General features: G+C 43.3%; 21 protein-coding genes. 17 read left to right on the top strand and 4 right to left on the bottom strand.

Annotated elements, in window-relative coordinates; genetic code table 11:
• Window positions 1-63 precede the first annotated feature (63 nt).
• From OSCI_RS00895 to OSCI_RS00905, 3 genes are all read left to right on the top strand, one after another.
• Window positions 64-927: a M20/M25/M40 family metallo-hydrolase gene (locus tag OSCI_RS00895; RefSeq protein ID WP_007352949.1), complete on the top strand. Its 864-nt coding sequence runs from the start codon at window positions 64-66 to the stop codon at window positions 925-927.
• A gap of 157 nt (window positions 928-1084) precedes the next feature.
• Entirely contained in the window at window positions 1085-1729 is a 645-nt protein-coding gene (locus OSCI_RS00900) for a Uma2 family endonuclease (RefSeq protein ID WP_007352950.1), read from the top strand.
• 45 nt (window positions 1730-1774) lie between these two features.
• Window positions 1775-5458, top strand: a complete 3684-nt coding sequence (locus OSCI_RS00905; RefSeq protein WP_007352951.1) for a hydantoinase B/oxoprolinase family protein — start codon at window positions 1775-1777, stop codon at window positions 5456-5458.
• A gap of 122 nt (window positions 5459-5580) precedes the next feature.
• Here OSCI_RS00905 and OSCI_RS00910 read toward each other — a convergent pair whose 3' ends face one another.
• Window positions 5581-6477: a pirin family protein gene (locus OSCI_RS00910; protein ID WP_007352952.1), complete on the bottom strand. Its 897-nt coding sequence runs from the start codon at window positions 6475-6477 to the stop codon at window positions 5581-5583.
• 326 nt (window positions 6478-6803) lie between these two features.
• On the opposite strand from OSCI_RS00910, the gene OSCI_RS00915 reads away from it, so the two are divergent.
• A complete protein-coding gene (locus OSCI_RS00915; protein ID WP_007352953.1) occupies window positions 6804-6989 on the top strand; it encodes a hypothetical protein in 186 nt (61 codons plus the stop codon).
• A 34-nt stretch (window positions 6990-7023) separates the two neighbouring features.
• Here OSCI_RS00915 and OSCI_RS00920 read toward each other — a convergent pair whose 3' ends face one another.
• On the bottom strand, window positions 7024-8013 hold the full coding sequence (locus OSCI_RS00920; RefSeq protein WP_007352954.1) for a ribonuclease Z: 990 nt from the start codon (window positions 8011-8013) through the stop codon (window positions 7024-7026).
• A 153-nt stretch (window positions 8014-8166) separates the two neighbouring features.
• Here OSCI_RS00920 and OSCI_RS00925 point away from each other — a divergent pair, with 153 nt between their 5' ends.
• A complete protein-coding gene (locus OSCI_RS00925) occupies window positions 8167-8388 on the top strand; it encodes a type II toxin-antitoxin system HicA family toxin (protein ID WP_007352955.1) in 222 nt (73 codons plus the stop codon).
• On the top strand, window positions 8385-8609 hold the full coding sequence (locus tag OSCI_RS00930; RefSeq protein ID WP_007352956.1) for a type II toxin-antitoxin system HicB family antitoxin: 225 nt from the start codon (window positions 8385-8387) through the stop codon (window positions 8607-8609). The genes OSCI_RS00925 and OSCI_RS00930 overlap by 4 nt, the downstream gene beginning before the upstream one ends.
• Window positions 8610-8622: 13 nt before the next feature.
• Here the strand turns inward: OSCI_RS00930 and OSCI_RS31820 are convergent, their stop codons facing one another.
• A complete protein-coding gene (locus OSCI_RS31820) occupies window positions 8623-8754 on the bottom strand; it encodes a hypothetical protein (RefSeq protein WP_267879556.1) in 132 nt (43 codons plus the stop codon).
• A gap of 124 nt (window positions 8755-8878) precedes the next feature.
• Between OSCI_RS31820 and OSCI_RS00935 the strand changes: the two genes are divergently transcribed.
• The 5 genes from OSCI_RS00935 (at window position 8879) to OSCI_RS00955 (ending at window position 12453) form a co-directional block, all read left to right on the top strand.
• Window positions 8879-10054, top strand: coding sequence for a SpoIID/LytB domain-containing protein (locus OSCI_RS00935; protein WP_007352957.1), 1176 nt, complete (start codon window positions 8879-8881; stop codon window positions 10052-10054).
• A gap of 57 nt (window positions 10055-10111) precedes the next feature.
• Window positions 10112-10381: a hypothetical protein gene (locus OSCI_RS00940; RefSeq protein ID WP_007352958.1), complete on the top strand. Its 270-nt coding sequence runs from the start codon at window positions 10112-10114 to the stop codon at window positions 10379-10381.
• A 74-nt stretch (window positions 10382-10455) separates the two neighbouring features.
• Complete coding sequence (locus OSCI_RS00945) at window positions 10456-10905, top strand: AAA family ATPase (protein ID WP_007352959.1); 450 nt, start codon at window positions 10456-10458, stop codon at window positions 10903-10905.
• Window positions 10895-11692: a tRNA(His) guanylyltransferase Thg1 family protein gene (locus OSCI_RS00950; protein WP_007352960.1), complete on the top strand. Its 798-nt coding sequence runs from the start codon at window positions 10895-10897 to the stop codon at window positions 11690-11692. Before OSCI_RS00945 ends, OSCI_RS00950 begins: the two co-directional genes overlap by 11 nt.
• A gap of 233 nt (window positions 11693-11925) precedes the next feature.
• The gene (locus tag OSCI_RS00955; protein ID WP_007352961.1) at window positions 11926-12453 is read left to right on the top strand and encodes a hypothetical protein; all 528 of its coding nucleotides are present in this window, start codon (window positions 11926-11928) and stop codon (window positions 12451-12453) included.
• Window positions 12454-12590: 137 nt separating this feature from the next.
• On the opposite strand, the gene OSCI_RS00960 is transcribed toward OSCI_RS00955, so the two are convergent.
• Window positions 12591-13895, bottom strand: coding sequence for a hypothetical protein (locus OSCI_RS00960; protein ID WP_007352962.1), 1305 nt, complete (start codon window positions 13893-13895; stop codon window positions 12591-12593).
• Window positions 13896-13985: 90 nt separating this feature from the next.
• Here OSCI_RS00960 and OSCI_RS00965 point away from each other — a divergent pair, with 90 nt between their 5' ends.
• The 6 genes from OSCI_RS00965 (at window position 13986) to OSCI_RS00990 (ending at window position 20538) form a co-directional block, all read left to right on the top strand.
• Window positions 13986-14930: a hypothetical protein gene (locus OSCI_RS00965; RefSeq protein WP_007352963.1), complete on the top strand. Its 945-nt coding sequence runs from the start codon at window positions 13986-13988 to the stop codon at window positions 14928-14930.
• Between the two features lies 1 nt (window position 14931).
• Window positions 14932-15921 carry a pentapeptide repeat-containing protein gene (locus tag OSCI_RS00970; protein ID WP_007352964.1) on the top strand — a complete coding sequence of 330 codons (990 nt, stop codon included), beginning with the start codon at window positions 14932-14934 and terminating at the stop codon, window positions 15919-15921.
• 113 nt (window positions 15922-16034) lie between these two features.
• The gene (locus tag OSCI_RS00975) at window positions 16035-16556 is read left to right on the top strand and encodes a photosystem I assembly protein Ycf3 (protein ID WP_007352965.1); all 522 of its coding nucleotides are present in this window, start codon (window positions 16035-16037) and stop codon (window positions 16554-16556) included.
• Window positions 16557-16746: 190 nt separating this feature from the next.
• The gene (gatC, locus tag OSCI_RS00980; protein WP_007352966.1) at window positions 16747-17040 is read left to right on the top strand and encodes an Asp-tRNA(Asn)/Glu-tRNA(Gln) amidotransferase subunit GatC; all 294 of its coding nucleotides are present in this window, start codon (window positions 16747-16749) and stop codon (window positions 17038-17040) included.
• A 39-nt stretch (window positions 17041-17079) separates the two neighbouring features.
• The gene (locus OSCI_RS00985) at window positions 17080-20106 is read left to right on the top strand and encodes a HEAT repeat domain-containing protein (protein WP_007352967.1); all 3027 of its coding nucleotides are present in this window, start codon (window positions 17080-17082) and stop codon (window positions 20104-20106) included.
• Window positions 20107-20133: 27 nt separating this feature from the next.
• Window positions 20134-20538 (top strand): hypothetical protein, encoded by a 405-nt coding sequence (locus tag OSCI_RS00990; protein WP_007352968.1) that lies wholly within the window; start codon window positions 20134-20136, stop codon window positions 20536-20538.
• The last annotated feature ends 197 nt before the right edge of the window (window positions 20539-20735 follow it).

The following is a 20735-nucleotide window of genomic DNA, read 5'->3' on the forward strand; positions in this document are numbered from 1 at the left end:
GCCATTAGTCTGTTCTTATCCTATTAAATCAAGCCAAGTCTGAAGGCTCAGGAGAATTGCACCTTGGAACTAAAAGAGCGTTTGTACAACCATCTTACTCAAATTGTGCGCGATCGCAACCCCTATTTTGCCTCGGCTGGACATTTCTATGTTCAGCAATACATCCGCCAACAGCTACAACAGTGGGGAAATGTTGAACTTGACGAGTTTCAGGTACGGGGGAAAGTTCATCACAATTTAATTTTGAGTTTACCTGGTGGAGATCCCCCCTTTAAAAAGGGAGGGAGTAGTCATAAATTACACCCAATTTTAATTGGAGCTCATTATGATACAGTACCAGGTTCGCCGGGAGCGGATGATAATGGTACGGGGCTGGCAGTGTTGTTAGAATTAGCGAGTGCGATCGCATCTCAACCGCTTAAATATCCCGTTCAATTAATTGCTTTTGACATGGAAGAATACGGTTTCTTAGGTAGTAACCATTATGCGGCTAAGCTGCAAGCAGAAAATCAGCCTTTGCGGTTAATGATTGCCTTGGAAATGTTGGGTTATTATGATAATACTCCTAATTCCCAGAGCTACCCAACTGGGTTAAAATATTTTTACCCCAATTGTGGCAATTTCATTGCTTTAATTGGCAATTTGCGAACAATTCTAGATATGATTAATTTGAGTAGAAACATTCGCCAATCTGGGAGTAATTGCGAGTGGTTGCCAGTCCCGAATCGCGGTTTAATTGTACCTGATACGCGGAGGAGCGATCATGCTCCATTTTGGGATAGAGGATACCGAGCAATAATGGTGACAGATACTGCTAATATGAGGAATCCTCACTATCATCAGAAAAGCGATAAAATTGATACTTTAAATTTAGATTTCCTGGCTGGTGTTTGTCAGGGTTTAGAAGCAGGAATTCGTTGTTTATAATGTTAGCCAGGCGATTAGCTCTGGCAACGCTGTGCTAAAATTGAATATATATCTGTAGCACCGATATTTGAGCGATAAGAAACCTCCGAAAGGGCGGTGTTATGGCAGGTGTAAATCATGGAATGGATTGTCAATTTATCTGCAAGGAAGTTTAGTTATGACTGTGACAATGCCTCTAGAAGGAAAAGTTTTACTTCATAACGTTAGTTGGGACGAATTTGAGAATATACTAATTGAAATTGGGGAGACTCGCTCATCTCGAATTGCTTATGATAGAGGTACGCTGGAAATTGTTATGCCATTACCGGAACATGAAGGTTATAAAGAAATTATCGGGGATTTAATCAAAGAATTAGCAGATGAACTAGAAATTGACTATGCAAGTTTTGGATCGACAACTTGGAAACGACAAGATAGGTTGGCGGGTGCGGAACCCGATAATTGCTTCTACATCCAGAATGAAATTATGGTGCGTGGAAGACTGGATATTGACTTAAATCAAGATCCACCGCCAGACTTGGTATTAGAAATTGATTATACCAGCAAATCATTAAATAGACAGCCAATTTATGCCCGTTTAGGAGTACCTGAAATTTGGCGTTACGAGAATGGAGTTTTACAAGTTTATCACCTGCAATCTGGAGAGTATATCGAATCGGAGTTTAGTTTGGCATTTCCTAACTTTCCTGTAAAAGAAATACCTAATTTTGTGCAACAAAATATCGCAGAAAGCAGAAGGGCAATTCGCAGGTTATTTCGAGAGTGGGTTAAGAACTTTGTAACGCCGTCCTCTGGGCGGTAAAGCAACCACGCAGAGGGCAGCGTTACGGTAATTATAGGTGAAATTATGGCTAATGATTCTGACAAAAAGTGGCAATTTTGGATCGATCGCGGCGGCACATTTACTGATATCGTTGCTAAGCGCCCCGATGGTAAATTAGCGATCCATAAATTACTCTCAGAAAATCCAGATCGCTACACGGATGCACCTTGTCAGGGAATCAGAGATATATTAGGAATTTCCGATCGTGAACCCATCCCATCGGCACAAATAGAAGTCATAAAAATGGGTACGACTGTCGCTACAAATGCCTTATTAGAAAGAAAAGGCGATCGCACTTTATTGATTATTACTAAAGGTTTTCGGGATGCTTTGAGAATTGGCTATCAAAATCGTCCTAATATCTTTGCACTTCAGATTGTTTTACCAGAAATGCTGTATGAAAAAGTGGTGGAAGTAGAAGAACGCTACAGCGCCGACGGAAAAGAATTAACACCTGTCAAAACAGAATTTATTGCCTCTTTACAACAAGCGTATAATCAAGGAATCCGCAGTTGTGCCATTGTATTTATGCACAGCTATCGTTACCCCGACCATGAAAAACAAGTTGCCAAAATTGCCAGAGAAATTGGTTTTACCCAGATTTCAGTATCTCACGAAGTTAGCCCATTAATGAAACTGGTTTCGCGTGGAGATACTACCGTTGTCGATGCCTATTTATCTCCGATTTTACGGCGATATGTAGAGCAATTTACGAGTCAATTATCAATAACGCAGGGAGGCGAAAGTTATCCTAATTTAATGTTTATGCAGTCCAACGGCGGGTTAGTTGCTGCTGACAAATTCCAAGGAAAAAATAGCATTCTATCTGGCCCCGCAGGCGGAATTGTTGGCGCAGTAGAAACAAGTTTAAGGGCGGGAATTGACAAAATAATTAGTTTTGATATGGGCGGTACATCAACTGATGTCGCGCATTTTAATGGTGAATACGAACGGGAATTTGAAACAGAAATTGCTGGGGTAAGGTTGCGATCGCCCATGATGGCCATTCACACCGTCGCGGCCGGTGGCGGTTCGATCGCATTTTTTGACGGTTCCCGCTACCGGGTAGGGCCGGAGTCCGCAGGCGCGAATCCAGGGCCCGCCTGTTATCGCAGAGGCGGCCCGCTGACGGTGACTGATTGCAATGTGATGCTGGGCAAAATTCACCCCGAATTTTTCCCGAAAGTGTTTGGCCCGCAGGGGGATTTACCGCTGGATGTAGAGGTTGTCAGGCGGAAATTTGAGGAATTGGCGATCGCGATGTCTACGGCTGGCTACGCTTACGGAGATGGCCGAACAGCGGAACAGGTGGCGGCGGGTTTTTTGGCGATCGCAGTTGAAAAAATGGCGAACGCGATCGAAAAAATCTCACTTCAGCGCGGTTATGACGTAAGTGAGTATACTTTGTGCTGTTTCGGAGGTGCTGGCGGTCAACACGCTTGCGCGATCGCTGATGCTTTGGGGATGAAACAGGTATTTATCCATCCTTATGCGGGCGTTTTATCCGCTTATGGGATGGGTTTGGCGGATGTCCGAGTGATGCGGGAAAAGGCAGTTGAAGCCAAGTTAAATAGTGAATTATTAACAGAATTGCAGTCAGTATTTGCCGAGTTAGAAGCAGAGGGAAAAAGGGAACTAAACCGCAAAGACGCAGAGATAGAGGTTGTTTGCAAGCTGCATTTAAAGTATCGGGGAAGTGATTCCGTATTGCTGGTTAATTTCGCTGACGATATCGCTGCGATCGCATCGGAATTTGAAGCCGCACACCAACAGAGATACGGTTTTATTATAGCAGAAAAAGCGTTAATTGTCGAAGCGGTTTCGGTGGAAGTTGTGGAAAAGATAAAAATTTTAGAGGAACCAGAAGTTTCTATCTCGATTGAAACCGATTTATCCTCTGTTTTTACTGTACGAATGTATGCAGGCGATCGGTGGTATGATACACCAGTTTATCGGCGGGAATATTTACAGTCTGGCGATTGCATTATTGGCCCTGCGATTATTATTGAGGCAACGGGTACGAATGTTATTGAACTAGGTTGGCAGGGGGAATTGACAGATCGCAATTATTTGATTTTAAAACGGCAATCAGCGAATATTCAGCTAGCTTATAGCGATTGTAGCACAGCTAAAGATCCCGTGAGGTTGGAAATTTTTAATAATTTGTTTCGGGCAATTGCCGAACAAATGGGCATCACCTTGCAGAACACCAGTTCTTCAGTTAATATCAAAGAAAGGCTTGATTTTTCCTGCGCCATCTTCGATGGAAACGGCCAATTAGTTGCCAATGCACCTCATATTCCCGTGCATTTAGGTTCAATGAGTGAAAGCGTGGAAGCTTTAATTAATGCCAAAGGTAACGAAATCGAACCGGGCGACGTTTATGTTTCCAATAATCCCTACAACGGTGGTACGCACTTACCTGATATTACTGTAATTACACCTGTTTTTACAACCAAAAAAATTACTAATTCCACCGATAAACCATCCGTCAAATCCGTTGAAAAACCTATATTTTATGTAGCATCAAGGGGACATCATGCCGACATCGGTGGCATGACTCCAGGTTCTATGCCTCCCCATAGTAAATCTATTGAAGAAGAAGGTATATTGATCGATAACTTTAAGCTAGTTAGCCAAGGTATTTTGCGTGAAAAAGAATTACTAGAAATTTTAACATCTGACAATTACCCAGTTCGCAACTCTGCTCAAAATCTAGCAGACTTGCAGGCACAAATTGCCGCCAATGAGCGAGGATTGCAAGAACTTATTAAGATGGTAGAGCATTATGGGTTGGCAACGGTACAAGCTTATATGGGTTATGTGCAAGACAATGCTGAAGAGTCAGTGCGCCGGGTAATTGACATCTTAAAAAATGGCGAATTTACTTATCCAATGGATGCTGGTGGATTAATTAAAGTAGCAATTACTATTGATAAATCTAGTCGCAGTGCCAAGATTGACTTTACAGGCACTTCATCTCAGCAAGACAGTAACTTTAATGCTCCCGCAGCCGTTTGTAAAGCTGCCGTGTTGTATGTCTTTCGCACTTTGGTAGATGATGACATTCCCTTAAATGCTGGATGTTTGAAACCCTTAGAAATCATCATTCCTGAAGGATGTATGTTGAATCCGCGTTATCCTGCTGCTGTGGTTGCGGGAAATGTGGAGACTTCGCAGAATATTACTGATGCTTTGTATTGTGCCTTGGGAGTGATGGCCGCTTCTCAGGGAACAATGAATAATTTTACCTTTGGAAATGAGCGTTATCAATATTATGAAACTATCTGTGGTGGTGCCGGTGCGGGTGCTGATTTTAACGGTACGGATGCGGTACAAACTCACATGACAAATTCTCGTCTAACCGATCCAGAAGTATTAGAATGGCGGTTTCCGGTGTTGCTAGAAAGTTTTGAAATTCGCGCCAATAGTGGGGGAAGTGGATATCATTCTGGGGGAAATGGGGTAGTGCGGCGGATTCGTTTTCGGGAGGGGATGACGGCGGGTATTTTATCAGGAAGGCGGGTAATTTCTCCTTATGGTTTGCATGGTGGGGAAGATGGTATTCTGGGGAAAAATTACGTTGAAAGAAGTGATGGAACTGTGGAAGAATTAGGGGGTACGGCGACGGTGGAAATGCGGCCTGGGGATGTGTTTGCGATCGAGACTCCGGGGGGTGGAGGGTATGATGATTGTCTCAAAAATTAATATTTTCTACATTCTTCATAATGTATCTTGGTAGAGGAACGATCGCTTATGAAATACTGAATCTTGGCCTCAAAACTTTAGATTCAATTAGTTCTTCCTCGATTAGATTGCTCCAGCCATTCCTACAACGGCTGTTCTGCTTTAGGTTGCGGCTCTTCTGGCAATGGAATAAATTCTGTCTCTTGAGGAACTCGATCGAATCTCCCTTCCTTCCAATCCTGCTTGGCTTCCTCAATACGATCGCGCCGACTTGAAACAAAATTCCACCACTTATAACGCTCACCCACAGGTTCACCCCCAACCACAACACAACGAGCATTAGCAGAGGCAGAAACGTTTACCGATGTGCCTGGAGTTAGAACCGCTAAGCGATGTTGTTCCAGAGGCATCCCGTCGATCGCCAGTCCCTCGGTTACACTGTAAACCGCCTGTTCGCTGTAATCACCCGGCAAGGTAAATTGCGTTCCCTGAGCTAGTTGCACATCCAGGTAAATCATCGGTGAAAATGTTTGTACTGGGGAACTGCGATCGTAAGCATCGCCCGCAATCAGAGTGAATGAAACTCCTTTCTCTTCCCAAGCAGGCAGATCGGTTGCTGGATGATGCCGAAACCAGGGTTCAGTTTCTTCGTACTCATCAGGAAGCGCCACCCAGGTTTGAATACCATGCACAATAGTTCCTTGATTGCGTTCATCGTCTGGCGTGCGTTCTGAGTGGACAATGCCTCGTCCTGCTGTCATCCAGTTTACTGCACCGGGACGGATTTCTTGAACGCTACCAACACTATCGCGATGCAGCACAACGCCTTCAAATAGGTAGGTGACGGTTGCTAAATTGATGTGGGGATGGGGTCTGACATCCACACCCTTACCTGGTGGAAACGTCGCAGGGCCGAGATGGTCAAAAAAGATGAAGGGGCCTACCAGAGTGAGAACGTCTGAGGGAAGGAGGCGACGAGCTTGAAAGCCGCCCAAATCTTGAATGTGTGGCTCAATCAGATGTTGGATGCTATCAGTCATAATTGCTGTTGATGAAGTTGTTTAGCTAAACCTGCTAGAGATGCTCCGTCTTCACAGAAGGCAAGGTTTTAAAATTGAGCGAATTTAGACCATTCTAAACTAGCTGGACTCGATCCGATCGCCACCCGATCGTCAAAAAGTTATATCAAGTCCGAGCGATCGCGCTGTAGTTTGGTAGTCAAGACTTACGCAAGTACGCTATATGTAGCCTACAACCATACTAGCGATCGCTAGCTCAGCTACTGCGCGATCGCCAAAACTCGAAAATCTAGGAACCGACAATAATTAATAATAAAGTAGATTAAGAATAATGCCATGATACAACGGTGTCTCAGCTTTTAGACTTCGGCAAAAAGTGGCGGGCTGACTCGGTTGAAATATGTGATGGCAACAATGAGGAGTATAGCTGGCAACTCAAACGTCGGTTACTAGCTAGATTAGAAGGGGCCCTTTGGGGCAACAATCCTCAAAAAGATCGGGATGCAGTCGTTATTTCTTACTGGTGGGATTAACTTTATTAACCCCTCAGAGCGATCGCAAAAGCTATCAGCCAGGGGACTTTATCCCGGCGGATGATGACGATAGTGCTTGATTTAAGTCAGCATCTTGACGGCGCGGGATCTCATAAGTCAAAAAATCATGAGCCATCTTTGTCTTGGGGAAAATCGCCCGTGATTCTTGCAACAAATCATCTAAAACGATCGAATTTCCCGGAGCATAACGCGGACTAAAATGAGTCATAATTAACTGCTTTACCCCTGCTCGTAAAGCAACTTGAGCTGCCATCGTCGAAGTTGAATGCAACCTATCAAAAGCCATTTGTGCATCTTGATGGGAAAAAGTAGCTTCGTGAACTAAAACATCAGCATCTCTTGCTAATTCTACGGCTTCATCGCAATAAACCGTATCAGTACAATACACAAACGTCCGACCTTTTTGCGCCGGGCCGCAGAAATCAGCGCCGTTAAAAGTTCTCCCATCTGGCAAAGTAACGATCTTGCCATTTTTCAATTCACCATACAAGGGGCCGAAGGGAATTCCTAATGCTTTCGCCTTCTCTACATCAAAATGTCCCTGCCGATCTTTTTCCGTCACGCGGTAGCCAAAAGCTGTTACCCGGTGCTTCAAATAGCCGCAACTAACAATATATTCTTCATCTTCAAAAATCACTCCTACCTGATTTTTGTGAACCTTCATCGGGTAAGAAAAATGAGTTTGAGAATAGCGCACGCAAGCTTGTAAATATTCGTCTAATCCTGACGGGCCATAAAGGTCAATGCGTTTAACATTGCCAGCTAAACCACAGCTTGCCAATAAACCCATTAAGCCGAAAATGTGGTCGCCGTGCAGGTGAGTGATAAAAATTCGACTAAGTTGGCTAACCTTGAGCTCAGAACGGAGAAACTGGTGCTGAGTTCCTTCGCCACAGTCAAATAGCCAAAGTTCCGCCCGCTGGGGCAGGCGGAGAGCGATACTAGAAACATTGCGCGATCGCGTCGGTACGCCAGAGCTAGTTCCAAGAAAAGTAATTTGCAAAGCTCAAATTTCCTCAATCAAATTACACAAAATATGTTAAATATATCCAGGGTGCAGTGAATGCGTACACCTTAATTCTACTTACTTCCTCTCTGATTATAGCATAAACTACACAGACATCGACACCGCTACTGAATCGGCTACCATTCACTTATGCCTAAGAAAATTAGAGAATTGAAAAGTATATTGCAAAAAGCAGGATTCATTTGTCAGCCAGCAAAAGGCAGTCATAGTAAGTGGAAGCATCCCAAATTAGCGAAGGCTATTATCATATCTGGTAAAGACGGAAATGATGCTAAACTATATTTAGAGAAGTTAGTCAACGAAACAATTGAGGTGCTTAGGCAAATCGAAGCAGAGGAAACAGAAACATGAAATATACAGTTGTGATTCAATGGTCAGAAGAAGATCGATGCTTTGTCGTGTTTTTGCCTGAATTTGAGGATGTAATGCAGCCAGTAACTCACGGAGATTCTTATGAAGAAGCTATCTATAATGCACGAGAGGTACTGGAGTTACTAATTGATAGCTGTCAAGCTGAAGGTAAACCATTGCCAACAACTAAGAAGCTAGAACGATTATTTCAGCCTGCATAAAATTTTAACTGATTTATGTCAGTGCCGAGAAATTAATGCTGAGTTCCTTTGCCGCAGTTCGCTGGGGCAGGCGAAGAGCGATACTAGAAACATTGCGCGATCGCGTCGGTACGCCAGAGCTAGTTCCAAGAAAAGTAATCTGCAACGCTCAAATTTCCTCAATCAAATTACACAAAATATGTTAAATATATCCAGAGTGCAGTTAGTACCCTTGCCTCAATTCTACTAACTTCTTTCCCGATTGTTCCTTCGTGCTTCTTCCTTGCAACATGAAATCTGGACTCTTCTTGACTCCCTTCGTTTTAGCAGTAGGAAAACGCCACTGGTGGGTATCGCTGCTGTTGTGGCTGGTAATGGTAGCCCCAGCACAAGCATCGCTAATCTTGCGAGTCGCCGTTTCCGAAGCGGCGAGTCAAGTGAAAATTGGCAGTTCCACCAAAGCTCTAGTCCGTGACGCTAGCGGTAAAACCTTGGGAGAATTACCAGCTATGAACGGGTTTGCGGCTCAACCTCAGTCTGGTAAAGTCGCGCTGTCTCGATGGGCGGCGGGTCAAATGTGGATCGAACCGACCGGGAACGGCTATGTTTGGATAGGCGATCGCTGGTATCGCGGTAAAACTCTCCTCATCCCTCAAAAGGGAGGCTTGACTGCCGTTAACTACGTCGAGCTCGAACAGTATCTCTACAGCGTCCTGGGTGCGGAAATGAGCGGCAATTGGCCGCAAGAAGCCTTGAAAGCCCAAGCCGTTGCCGCACGTTCCTACGCCCTCAATAAGCGCTCAGAAAGCCAAACTGACATTTACGACTTAGAAAACACCCAAATATCGCAAGTTTACAAAGGTTTAGAAACTGAATCTTCCGGTACTTATGCCGCAGTTGATGCCACTGCTGGTCAAGTTTTGACCTACGGCGGCCAAATTATTTTAGCTGTATTCCACTCCTCCTCTGGCGGCCACACCGAGAACGTCGAAGACGTTTGGACGCAACCATTGCCTTACCTGCGGGGAGTTCCCGACTTTGACCAAGGAGCACCCGTTTACGAGTGGACGAAAACCTTTTCTCGTTCGGAATTGAGTACCAAGATTTCTGGAGTTGGTAATATTGTCTCCATCATGCCCCAGCGAACTACTGCTTTTGGCAGCGTGATTACGATGAAAGTAGTGGGGGATAAGGGGTCAAAAGTAGTCAGCGGCGCAACTTTGCGGGAAGCATTGGGATTAAGAAGTACCCGTTTTACAGTCACTCCCCAGTATGGCACTGTAGCAGCCACGACCAATCCCGAACAGCCGCCAACTGCTTTTCAAGTCAAGGGCAAAGGTTTCGGCCACGCAGTGGGAATGAGTCAATGGGGGGCTCACAATATGGCTCAAAAGGGATATAATTACCAGCAAATTTTGCTGCACTATTACCAAGGTGCTACTCTAGCTAGAATTCAAGTGCAGTAACAGTTAACAGTTAACGGTTAACTGTTAATGGTTAACTGTTAACTAATTAAGGATACCATGCAAAAGTGGGAGTATCTATTTCTGGAAGCAAGCCCTTATCCGTTTGGGGATAGGTTGATTAACTTGTATGTGAATGGTCAAGAGTTGCGAGATTGGAAAGAAGGTTCGCTACATCTATTTGTAAATCAATTGGGAGACGAGGGTTGGGAACTCGTCGATTTACACCACGATCCAAAATATGACCATAATTATTTGATTTTTAAGCGTCCTAAAGTTGTGAAGAAAGCTAGCAGGGCAAAACCTTCTAGTAAAGCGAAAGATGCTTAAAATGGGTAAGTTGGTAAGATGATAAGATATTTAGGTTAAACGGCGAGCGGGTTTAAGTAGGTATTGAATCAGTAATGCAAGCAATCATTTTTGTGGGTATTCAAGCCAGTGGCAAATCAACTTTCTACAGTCAACGCTTTTTTCAGACACACATCCGCATCAACCTAGATATGCTCAAAACTAGGCATCGAGAAAAACGGCTTCTCGAAACTTGTCTTGAGATTTCTCAGTCTTTTGTCGTAGATAATACAAACCCAACACCTGAAGACCGAAAACGCTACATTGAGCCATCAAAGAAACAAGATTTTCACATTATTGGGTATTACTTTGAGTCAAAAATTGCTGATTCCATCCAACGCAACCAAAGCCGTCAACCTGAGCAGCAAGTTCCAGAAAAAGGAATTAGAGGTACACACGCACGATTAGTAATACCCAAGTATAGAGAAGGTTTTGACAAACTTTACTATGTTCGGCTATCTCCAGAACGAGAGTTTGCAGTGGAGGAATGGGTTAATGAAGTTTGAAGAGTTAGACAAAAAATTAAGAACTTTCGAGACAGCCCATGATTTGTGTGTCCTACCAGAGATTTTTATGGTAGCTCGCATCGATGGGCGTAACTTTACACGCTTAACGAAGGAAATCCATAAGTTTGAAGCTCCCTTCGATCCTCAATTTCGAGATTATATGGTGGCTACGGTAGAACATCTAATGAATTGTGGTTTTCGTATAGTCTACGGCTACACACAAAGCGATGAAATTTCACTTTTACTACACAGAAATGAAGAGAGTTTTAGTCGCAAGTTGCGAAAGCTAAATTCTATTTTTGCAGGAGAAGCAAGTGCGAAGCTCTCACTATTACTAGGTAGTATCGCTGCATTCGACTGTCGGATTTCCCAACTCCCTACCCTCAATCTGGTAGTGGATTATTTCCGTTGGCGGAATGAAGATGCTCATCGGAATGCTTTAAACGCTCACTGTTACTGGATGCTACGAAGAAGTGGTGAAAATGCTATAACTGCAACTGAAAAACTAGACAGACTTTCTGTTAGCGATAAAAATGAACTACTTTATCAACAAGCTAAAATTAATTTTAACGACCTACCCAACTGGCAAAAGCGTGGCATAGGTTTGTATTGGGAATCGTACCAGAAAGAAGGAATTAGTCCGATCGCAGGAGAGAAAGTATTTGCAGTAAGAAGGCGAATTAAGGTTGATATGGAACTTCCAATGAAAGATGATTATAGCGAATTTATTCACGACCTGGTACTCCGAGAACATCCAGATATAAAAACTGTTGTTGGTAATTGGTAGTGGCCACCTGACGGGGTGACAACGCTGCTGGTAAATCAGGTAATTGGGTAATGGCTCAAAGTAGACAGCAAGAAATAGCTGATATTGAAATTGTCAGTGAGAGTTGAATTATTTCTATAATAAGGGTGCTTATACAAGAGGTTGATAGTATAGTTCCATTACCTGCTTGTTCCTTAATGTTTCCAGTGCATAAGTTCGTCTTTGTATATCGCTAAACTCAGCCAAAATTACAAATGAAGCGCATTAACGATCCAAAAATTGCATCCGATGCTGCAAAGTCTGAATCTACTTCAGTGGAAGATTTAGTTCTCCTTGCCTCATCACAGCACATTTTTGTTCGTGAAGCTGTTGCTGAAAATCCCCATACTCCTGCTAGTGCATTACAAGCTTTATTTCCCTCTACATTTGAAACAGAGGATAATATTCGTATTGCATTAGCAGTCGTTAAAAATCCCGTATATGGTGCTGAGTTTCTTCTCACCGCTGCTTCTCTAATACGAAGTAATCTTTCATGGTTTGAGCCTCGAAACTTTTATCCAATTCTGCTGATTGAAGCAATTGCCTCACATTCCCAAGTAACAATTAATGAGATATCTCCATTACTCGATCCCACTTGCATACCACGCCACATCCGCAAGCGGATTGCGCGAGTTGCTGTGCAGGAGGAACTTCTCATCAGATTATCTAAAGACCCAGCAGAAACAGTTCGCTCCCAAGCCATCAAACGTCTTGCAATGCTGAAGATAGAGAACAATGAATAATTGGTAATTGATAACAGACAATCCCACTTTATAATTCCCAACAGAGAAAAGCTGATTGTAAGAACGTAATTTGGTTGAACGACAGCATAACCCAAATATTTGTTAACAGTTAACCGTTAACAGTTAACCGTTAACATTTAACTATCTGATTGATTTAGCCGCCGCTGCCATTCTGCATCTAACTTTGCTGATTGTTCTGATTCCTGTTCGAGCAAATCCGTCTCAGTTGTGTAAGCCAAATCCTGACCAGAAATCACATTTTCGACGGCAAACTGACGAGCATAATTAAGCTTCTGCTTTAAAGTAGGATTGGGTTTATTTAAAATAGCGGCCCGTTGTTGCCGCTCTTGATTTCGAGCTTCTATTTGGCTATTTCGCCATTTAATCCAGAAGTAGCGAATTAAAGGTATTGTTAAAAAAGCCGCGCCATAGACCAGCAGAATTGGGTAAATAGCTTGGACAAAGATAATCAATCCACCTAGCTTAGCAACTATAGGGCTACTAGCTAATAGCTGACCCAAAATTAATGCACCGCCTAAATTCGCTATTCCTAACCCTGATGCCAGCAGAATTTGACCCGAACTAGCTTCACTGAATCGCCAGAGTAATTCTCGCAAATATGATGCCACTGGTTGAGGATGATTCTGAGCTGCTGTAGTTTGTAATTCTGGGAAATGATAGACTATTTCCCCTTCGGGACTGACCTCTGGGCGACCGTCAAATCGAGCCAAAGCAGGCAACATATATTCTTCATATTCTACAGCATATCCTTTACCAAATTGGTCGAGATAAGGTGCAATTTGTTCAGCAGCAATTGCCCCTTGGTTGTTGCGAATTACAGTTGCGATCGCCTGCCAGCGATGCTCATCTAAGTTATAATTAGGATTGCCATCTCCAAAGATAAAAGAGAAAACAGATTCCAGAAAATTCATCTGGTTTTCTTCTCCCGCAGCTTGGCGTGTCCGGCGATAATAAGGGTCTGAGTTCCAGTAAAAGAACCACAACCAATCATTAGACCAAAAATAAGGCATAGCTCCAAATCCGCCGCCTTCTCTGCCACCAGAATTATTGTTATCACTGGAGTTGAGGGCGCTGAGGAGGAGCGTAATAGAAACAAAAATTAGAATCAGGGAAGCCAGCAATAATAAACCAAAAGAAATGCGAATTAAATAAAATAAAATCCGCCAAACTTTTTGCCACCATTCCTGTACCTGTAACCGGAAAAATTTATTGCGTAAAATATCGCGAAAATTTTGGGGAAAAGAGTAAGCAATTTCCCCTGATTCTGCAACTTGTAAATTGCCGCCAGCATCCGAAGCGAGGGCTAATAGTTCTCTTCGAGCGAAATTGACATCTAATCCAGCTTTGGCCGCTACGTCGCCAACGGTAACGCGGTAGCCCAGTTGCTCGACGGCTTGCATAATGTTGGGATTCAAAGCCATGCGTTTCATTCTAGATAAAAGTTCCGGGATAATTTCATTATAAAATTATTAGTTGAAATAATCAGGGCAGCCGAGGTAGAACCAACCGAAATGACACGACAGCCTCACGACCAATTTGCCAAACAATATTTAGAAGAGCTCCTCACACCATTCGGAACCGTAGAAATCAGTCGCGAAGTACCCGGAGAAGTCCGTCAAATCGATCTCTGGTTTGCCCCCGCTCCCGATCGCGCTGCCGATCGCCAAAGGTTAGGATTACTGGGTCAACTTACCTTAAATCCTTGCCTGCTCGAACCTTTCCGCAATCAACCCAGCAAAACAGAAATACGCAAATGTATCCTCAAGCTATTTTCTCTCCAAGCTCAATTGCAGAGGCGATCGCGACGGGAAGACGACTCCCTACCCGAAACAGAACTTCCGCACTTATGGATTCTGACCACCTCCGCTTCCGCCGCCTTGGTGGACAGTTTTGGAGCTAAAATAGACTCTAACAATTGGCCTCAAGGCGTGTACTTGACAGCCGAAGCCTTCAAAACCGGGATCGTGGCAATTAACCAACTGCCGCCAACACCCGAAACTCTATGGCTGAGAATTCTAGGAAGAGGCGCAACTCAAGAGCAAGCAATCAACGAACTGATCTCACTGCCTCAAGGAAACCCCTTACGCAGCAACGTTCTAGAACTGCTATATGTCTGGCGTATCAACTTAGAAAGTAAGGAGAATTTAACTCAACAGGAGCAGGAGTTAATCATGCAATTATCACCAGCTTATCTGCAATGGCGCGAAGATACCTTACGGGAAGGAATGCAGCAAGGAATGCAGCAAGGAATGCAGCAAGGAATGCAGCAAGGAATCCGGGCTGAACGCCGCGCTACCATAGAGAATCTGCTCAGAGTCCGATTTGGCTCCTTAGATGAGGAACTTTCGGCTGTAATTGAGCCCATGCTTGAGTTACTACCAGAAGAGTTTGCCCAACTGCTGCTTCAAACCTCCCGTGACGAATTGTTAGCCCGGTTTAGAAATAACCAAAATTGAGATGAAATACAAAACTTTAGCCGCGATCGCACTCTTAGCATCTCTATTGCTAACAACACACGCAAAAGCCGCAGACCCCAACCACTACAGAAGGTTAATCGACACTAGGGAATGTCCCGGATGCGACCTCCGAGGGATATCCTTAGCAGGAATTGACCTCAGTCGCACCAACCTCATAGGTGCAGACCTCCGGGGTGCCAATCTCAGAAGAGCTTACCTAGAAGATGCTGACTTGCTAGGAGCTGACCTGCGGGGAGCTATCCTAGAGGGAGCTTCCTTAGTCAAAGCCGATCTCAGCGCCGCCAACCTAGCAGGTGCGAACTTTTACGGGGCGAACCTCCAAAAGGCACGGTTGGCCTACGCCGCTCCCGGCCGCTTGGAAGCTCACAACTTCGATCGCCGCAAACCCAACCACACCAATTTACAAAATGCCGACTTGCGTTATGCCAACTTACAAGGTGCTGACTTGCGGGGGGCAAATCTTTATAAAACCAACCTCACTACCACCAACCTCACTGAGGCAAACCTTTTATATGCCAATCTTCAGCAAGCTGATTTGAGAGGAACCAACCTTCAGGGGGCTTATTTGGTCAGAAGCCACTTACAGAGAGCCAACCTCAGCGGTGCAGATTTAAGCGGGGCGGATCTCGGTGGTGCTTATTTGACGGAAGCTAACCTCACCAGAGCTAATCTGATCGGCGCGAAACTGAATTTAATTGACTTGGACAAGCCTAGTTGCATTAATGTCTGCGAAGTTTATCCTACACAATTACAAGGAGCGATCCTATCTCAAGCCAGCTTAATCGGTGCAGATTTGACCGGGGCAAATTTGTCAGGTGCAGACTTGCGCGGTGCTGACCTGCGGAGTGCTAATCTCGATGGGGCCGTACTCACAAATGCCGATCTGAGTTTTGCCGCTTTAGCGGGCACTAGCTTGAGCGGTACGGATCTCAAGGGGGCAACTCTGACAAATGGCATGAGACAGTTTTAGCAGAGTTCGTTCTTTAGTAACGTCAATTGGGGTTAAATTATTAAGAATGGGAAGCAAAAACTTCCGCAGATCGGATAATCAGAGTCACTACCTCCAAACTCCATCTTTAAAATATGCCTAGAACTCAACGCAACGATAACTTTATCGATAAAAGCTTTACGGTAATGGCAGACATCCTTCTCAAGCTTCTGCCTACTAATAAAAGAGCGAAAGAAGCTTTTGCTTATTACCGCGATGGTATGTCTGCTCAAGCAGATGGAGAATATGCCGAAGCGCTGGATAACTATAATGAAGCTCTGACTCTAGAGGATGACCCTTACGATCGCGGCTATATTCTCTATAATATGGGACTAATCCACGCTAGTAATGGCGAACACGATCGAGCTTTGGGTTATTACGCTCAGGCGATCGATCTCAATCCCCGGATGCCGCAAGCACTGAATAATATTGCTGTAATTTACCATTACAAAGGGGAAAGAGAAAAAGAAGCTGGCAACGAAGAAGCAGCAGAAGAGTTGTTTGACAAGGCTGCTGAATACTGGAAGGAAGCGATCAGACTTGCGCCCAATAATTACATTGAAGTGCAAAATTGGCTCAAAACTTCTGGGCGATCGCAGATTGATGTATACTTCTAAATCTTGTTAGTGGTTGGTTGTTAGTTGTTAGTTGTCTGTTGTTATATTCGACTTGGCGGTTGAAACCGCTACTACACAAGCAAAGTCCGCCTGCGCGGACTGAAAAAAAAGAGGGCATTTAAGCCGGATTTAGTATAACAACTAACCACCAACCACTAACCACTAACAACTAACTACTAACAAATTAGACATGAAAATTGATAACGAACAAGTGCGTAAGGTTGCTCATCTAGCGAGATTGGAACTAACGCAGGCAGAAGAAGAGCAATTTACGACTCAATTGAGTAGTATGTTGGAGTATTTCGAGCAGTTGAGCGAATTAGATACAAGTGATGTTCCACCTACGACAAGAGCGATCGATGTTAGTAATGTGACGCGAGCGGATGACTTGGAACCCTTTGCTAATCGAGAAGCAATTTTAGCGGCTGCACCAGAGCAAGATGGTGACTTTTTCAGAGTGCCTAAGATTATTAGTGAAGATTGATTCCGAGTGAATCAAAATTAAAAGTATTATCACTTTTACATGATTGCCTCTAGCGAGTTTCAGCGCTATCTACAAGAAATCTGTCGCCGCTACGAGAAATGGTGGACGGTCGATTCGTTGACCGAAACGATCGAGGATCGACAGGCCACCTTCTCATTTAAGCAGATTGTGCAAACTGAGGAGAAAAGACAAGAGGAACAGAAAGAGGAGAAAAAGCCAGAGGAACAGAAAAAGGAAAAGAAAGAGACACAAATAGTCTCACTACCAATATTTCAAGGAATCCAGAATTACATTGAATCTGAGCATATTTTGCTGGTAGGTTCCCCTGGTGTCGGCAAATCAACCGCGCTTTTACATTATTTGGTCAGCTTTGCAAAGAAAGAACTTGAGAAACCAGAACCTCGAATTCCTGTGCTGGTTCCTTTGAAAAGGTATAAAGTCAGTTTTTCTAGCTCTGAAGATCCTTCAGGAATGTTGACTCTGATTAGAAATGCACTTAAACCACAACTTCGACTAACAATTTCAGAAGTTGAAGAACTATTGTTTCAGAAACGGCTGATTCTACTCTTAGATGGCTTGAACGAGATGCCAGCAGACACAGTTCGTACAGAACTGAAAACATTTCGTGAGGAGTGCGATCGGATTAAGATTCCACTCATCTGCACAACACGAGAGCTAGGAAACGGCGATCTAGGTATTAAAAGACGATTGCAAGTACAGCCTCTTGGTTCTATAGAAATCAATCGCTTTTTGCAAGAATGTATGCCTGGTCAAGCGCAACAGGTGTTGCAATTATTGAGCCGAGACAACCGAGAGTTAAGCCGCACACCATTTGTTTTGTGGATGCTGTATCAATTGTTTCAGAAGACCGATACTGTTGTAGATACTTTGGGACAAGCATTCCGTCAATTTTTTCAGGCTTTCAGAAAATACAAGGAAGGCGCACCCGTTTCTGATGAGCGTCGTAAAGCTTGGAATCCTTGGCTAAAACATCTGGCGTTTACAATGCTGAACTCTCCAGAGCCAAATGATCCTGGTTTGATCATCTTTGATGAGCCAGCAGAAAAAGTCCTTGCTGAAGAGTTTGGTGATCTTTATAGTACTCCATCCCGGATTGAAGAGTTGGTTAAGTATCACGTTTTGGAAAGAGTTTCTGATAGGGAAGTTAGTTTTCAGCATCAACTAATCCAGGAATACTATGCGGCGGAATGGCTAGCGCTACGGTTGGAAAAATTGAGTGATGAGAAACTGCAATATTACTACTTGAATTATCTAAAGTGGACGGAACCGCTAGCAATGGCGATCTCGTTTGTGGAGTCTGAGGCATTAGCAGTGCGGATGGTGAAACTGGCACTGGAGGTAGATTTGTATTTGGGAGCAAGGTTAGCTGGGGAAGCTACCCTATCTCTACAACAAGCTACTGTAAACATCATTCTTCAAAAAAGTTTCCAGCCATCGCTTATAATCTGGCTTTTAGAACAAACTCAGTCGCAGAATGCCTTACCCTTCCTGTTTAATATTCAGAAAAATGGATGTTCTGATACTCGTTGGCGTGCTACACGAGCATTAGGGAACTTTGCAAATGTTGAAGTTTTAAAGTGTTTGATTGAGGCTTTAAAAGATAAGGATTCTTGGGTTCGTCAGAAAGCAGTGGAGTCATTGGGAAAATTAGGTGATTCAGAAGCCACACCAAACCTTTGTCAACTGCTAGATGATGAATATTTTTTAGTGCGTAGTTTTGTTATAGATGTTTTAGGAAAATTAGAAGGAAGAGCCGCGATTGATTGTTTGAAGAGTGCGCTCAAGCATGACGATTATACTGTAAAAACTAAGGCGGCTGAATTTCTAGGACAGCGCGTTCCTCAAGAAGTAATTGCATTACTGAATGAAGAGTTTAATAATGGCAATGCCGATACCAAAAGAGATACTCTACAGCTTCTGGGTGAAACAAAGAATGCCGCAGCTATTCCTATCTTGATCGGTGCTTTATCAGAGAGTGATTGGATCGTTCGCTCAAACGCCGTTTCTGCAATAGGTCATTTAGTAATCTGGCTAGATTCCGATGTGTTAGAGGATGGTGTAACGGCTCTTATCCATCTCTTGCAAAGCGATCCAGAAATCTCTGTTCGTTCTAGTGTGGCACTTTATTTAGGAGTAATGGGGAACATACGAGCAGTACCAGTTCTCATTGAGGCTTTATTTAAAGATGACCAGATTGTGCGTTCTTCTGCTGCTAATGCTTTGGGGAGACTTCAGGATCGTTCAGCTATTAACGCACTTATTCGCTCCCTACAAGATAAGGATTATGTTCGTAAAGAAGAAGTTATTAGATCGTTACGCATCCTGAATGCAGTAGAATCATTACCTGACCTAAGAAAATTGTTGCAAAGTAAAGCAATTAAGGTTCGGCAGGAAGTAATATTCAGTCTTGGATTTTTAGGTGACTCTAAAGACCTACCCAATTTGTACAAAGCTTTGAAGGACAAAGAATTCTCTATCCGTCTCTATGCAGCTTACTCATTAAGTAAATTTAACAATCGCAAAGGGATACTTATTTTAGAAGATGCCCTAAAAACGGGAAATAAAGATGCTCGCAAACTGGCGCTTGGTGGACTGCAAAAATTTCAAGGAAAAGTTGGTTTATCCAGTATTATTTCAACAGCGTTCAAAGATGATGAACACTCTATCCGAAAGGAGGCAATTGACTTTCTACAAGATTTTAAAGAGAGTCAAGAGGTAGTCGATCAACTCAAGAATGCTCTTGAAAGCCTAAATGAAGATATTTGTAGAAATGCAATAGATGCTGCTAAGATATTAGGTAATGCTAAAGTCTTATCACGTTTGAGAAAACTTGCAGAAACAATTATAGTTGTTGAAAGACCTTTGGAGGCGATCGCTTCCATCCAGTCACGTTCTGGCTTCTACAACTATGACATCGCCCAAGTTTCTCCGCTAAAAATACAAGAAAAATTTGAAAAAAGAGGTACCCCAACCAGTTACCATTTCCCCAATGCTGAGAAAGTTCAAATTTTTGAAAAAGTCGAAAACTTCATCGACCACAACTAATCCAAAGAATAAACAGGAGAATTAGCTATGTCAGAAGCCTCTAAATATAACTTTCCCAAAGCTAAGAAGGTTCAAGTCTTTGAGCAAGTTGATACCTACATCGAACACAATTATGCACAGGAATTGGACTTTGCTGAAGCTTTAGATCAGCTAAGGCAAGTTTTAGAAGAATTACACAATAAATCTTCGACTCCTACTGACTCAACTGAGCCAGAAGCCTCTAACCCTGAAATTATTGAGGCAGAGTTTGAGGAAATAAAATGTAATGAACCCGAACGTTTTCAGAGTTTGATGGATTTGCTTAGCATCGTATTTTCGGGAGGGACTGAAGCTATCAAAGCGTTTTATCCTTTAGCAGGTATTCCGATTGAAGTTGGGCGAAAGTTATATGAAATTTACACCAGAAATCCAAAACGATTGCCCAAAATGTAATAGCATTAGTTTCCATATCCCTATCCTAACAATTCCATCAACGATCGCAAGAGAAATAATGAGAGTATTGCAGCGATTGAATATATTTAATTTTTAATTGAGAGAGTAGGGTTACGCTGCGCTTCACCCTACCTACATATTACATACACTTAACCACCCGCCGCTTGGTTTTGCCACCTTCTAGCAAAATCATCTAA

This window comes from Kamptonema sp. PCC 6506 (assembly GCF_000180455.1).
Taxonomy (GTDB): Bacteria; Cyanobacteriota; Cyanobacteriia; order Cyanobacteriales; family Microcoleaceae; genus Kamptonema; species Kamptonema formosum.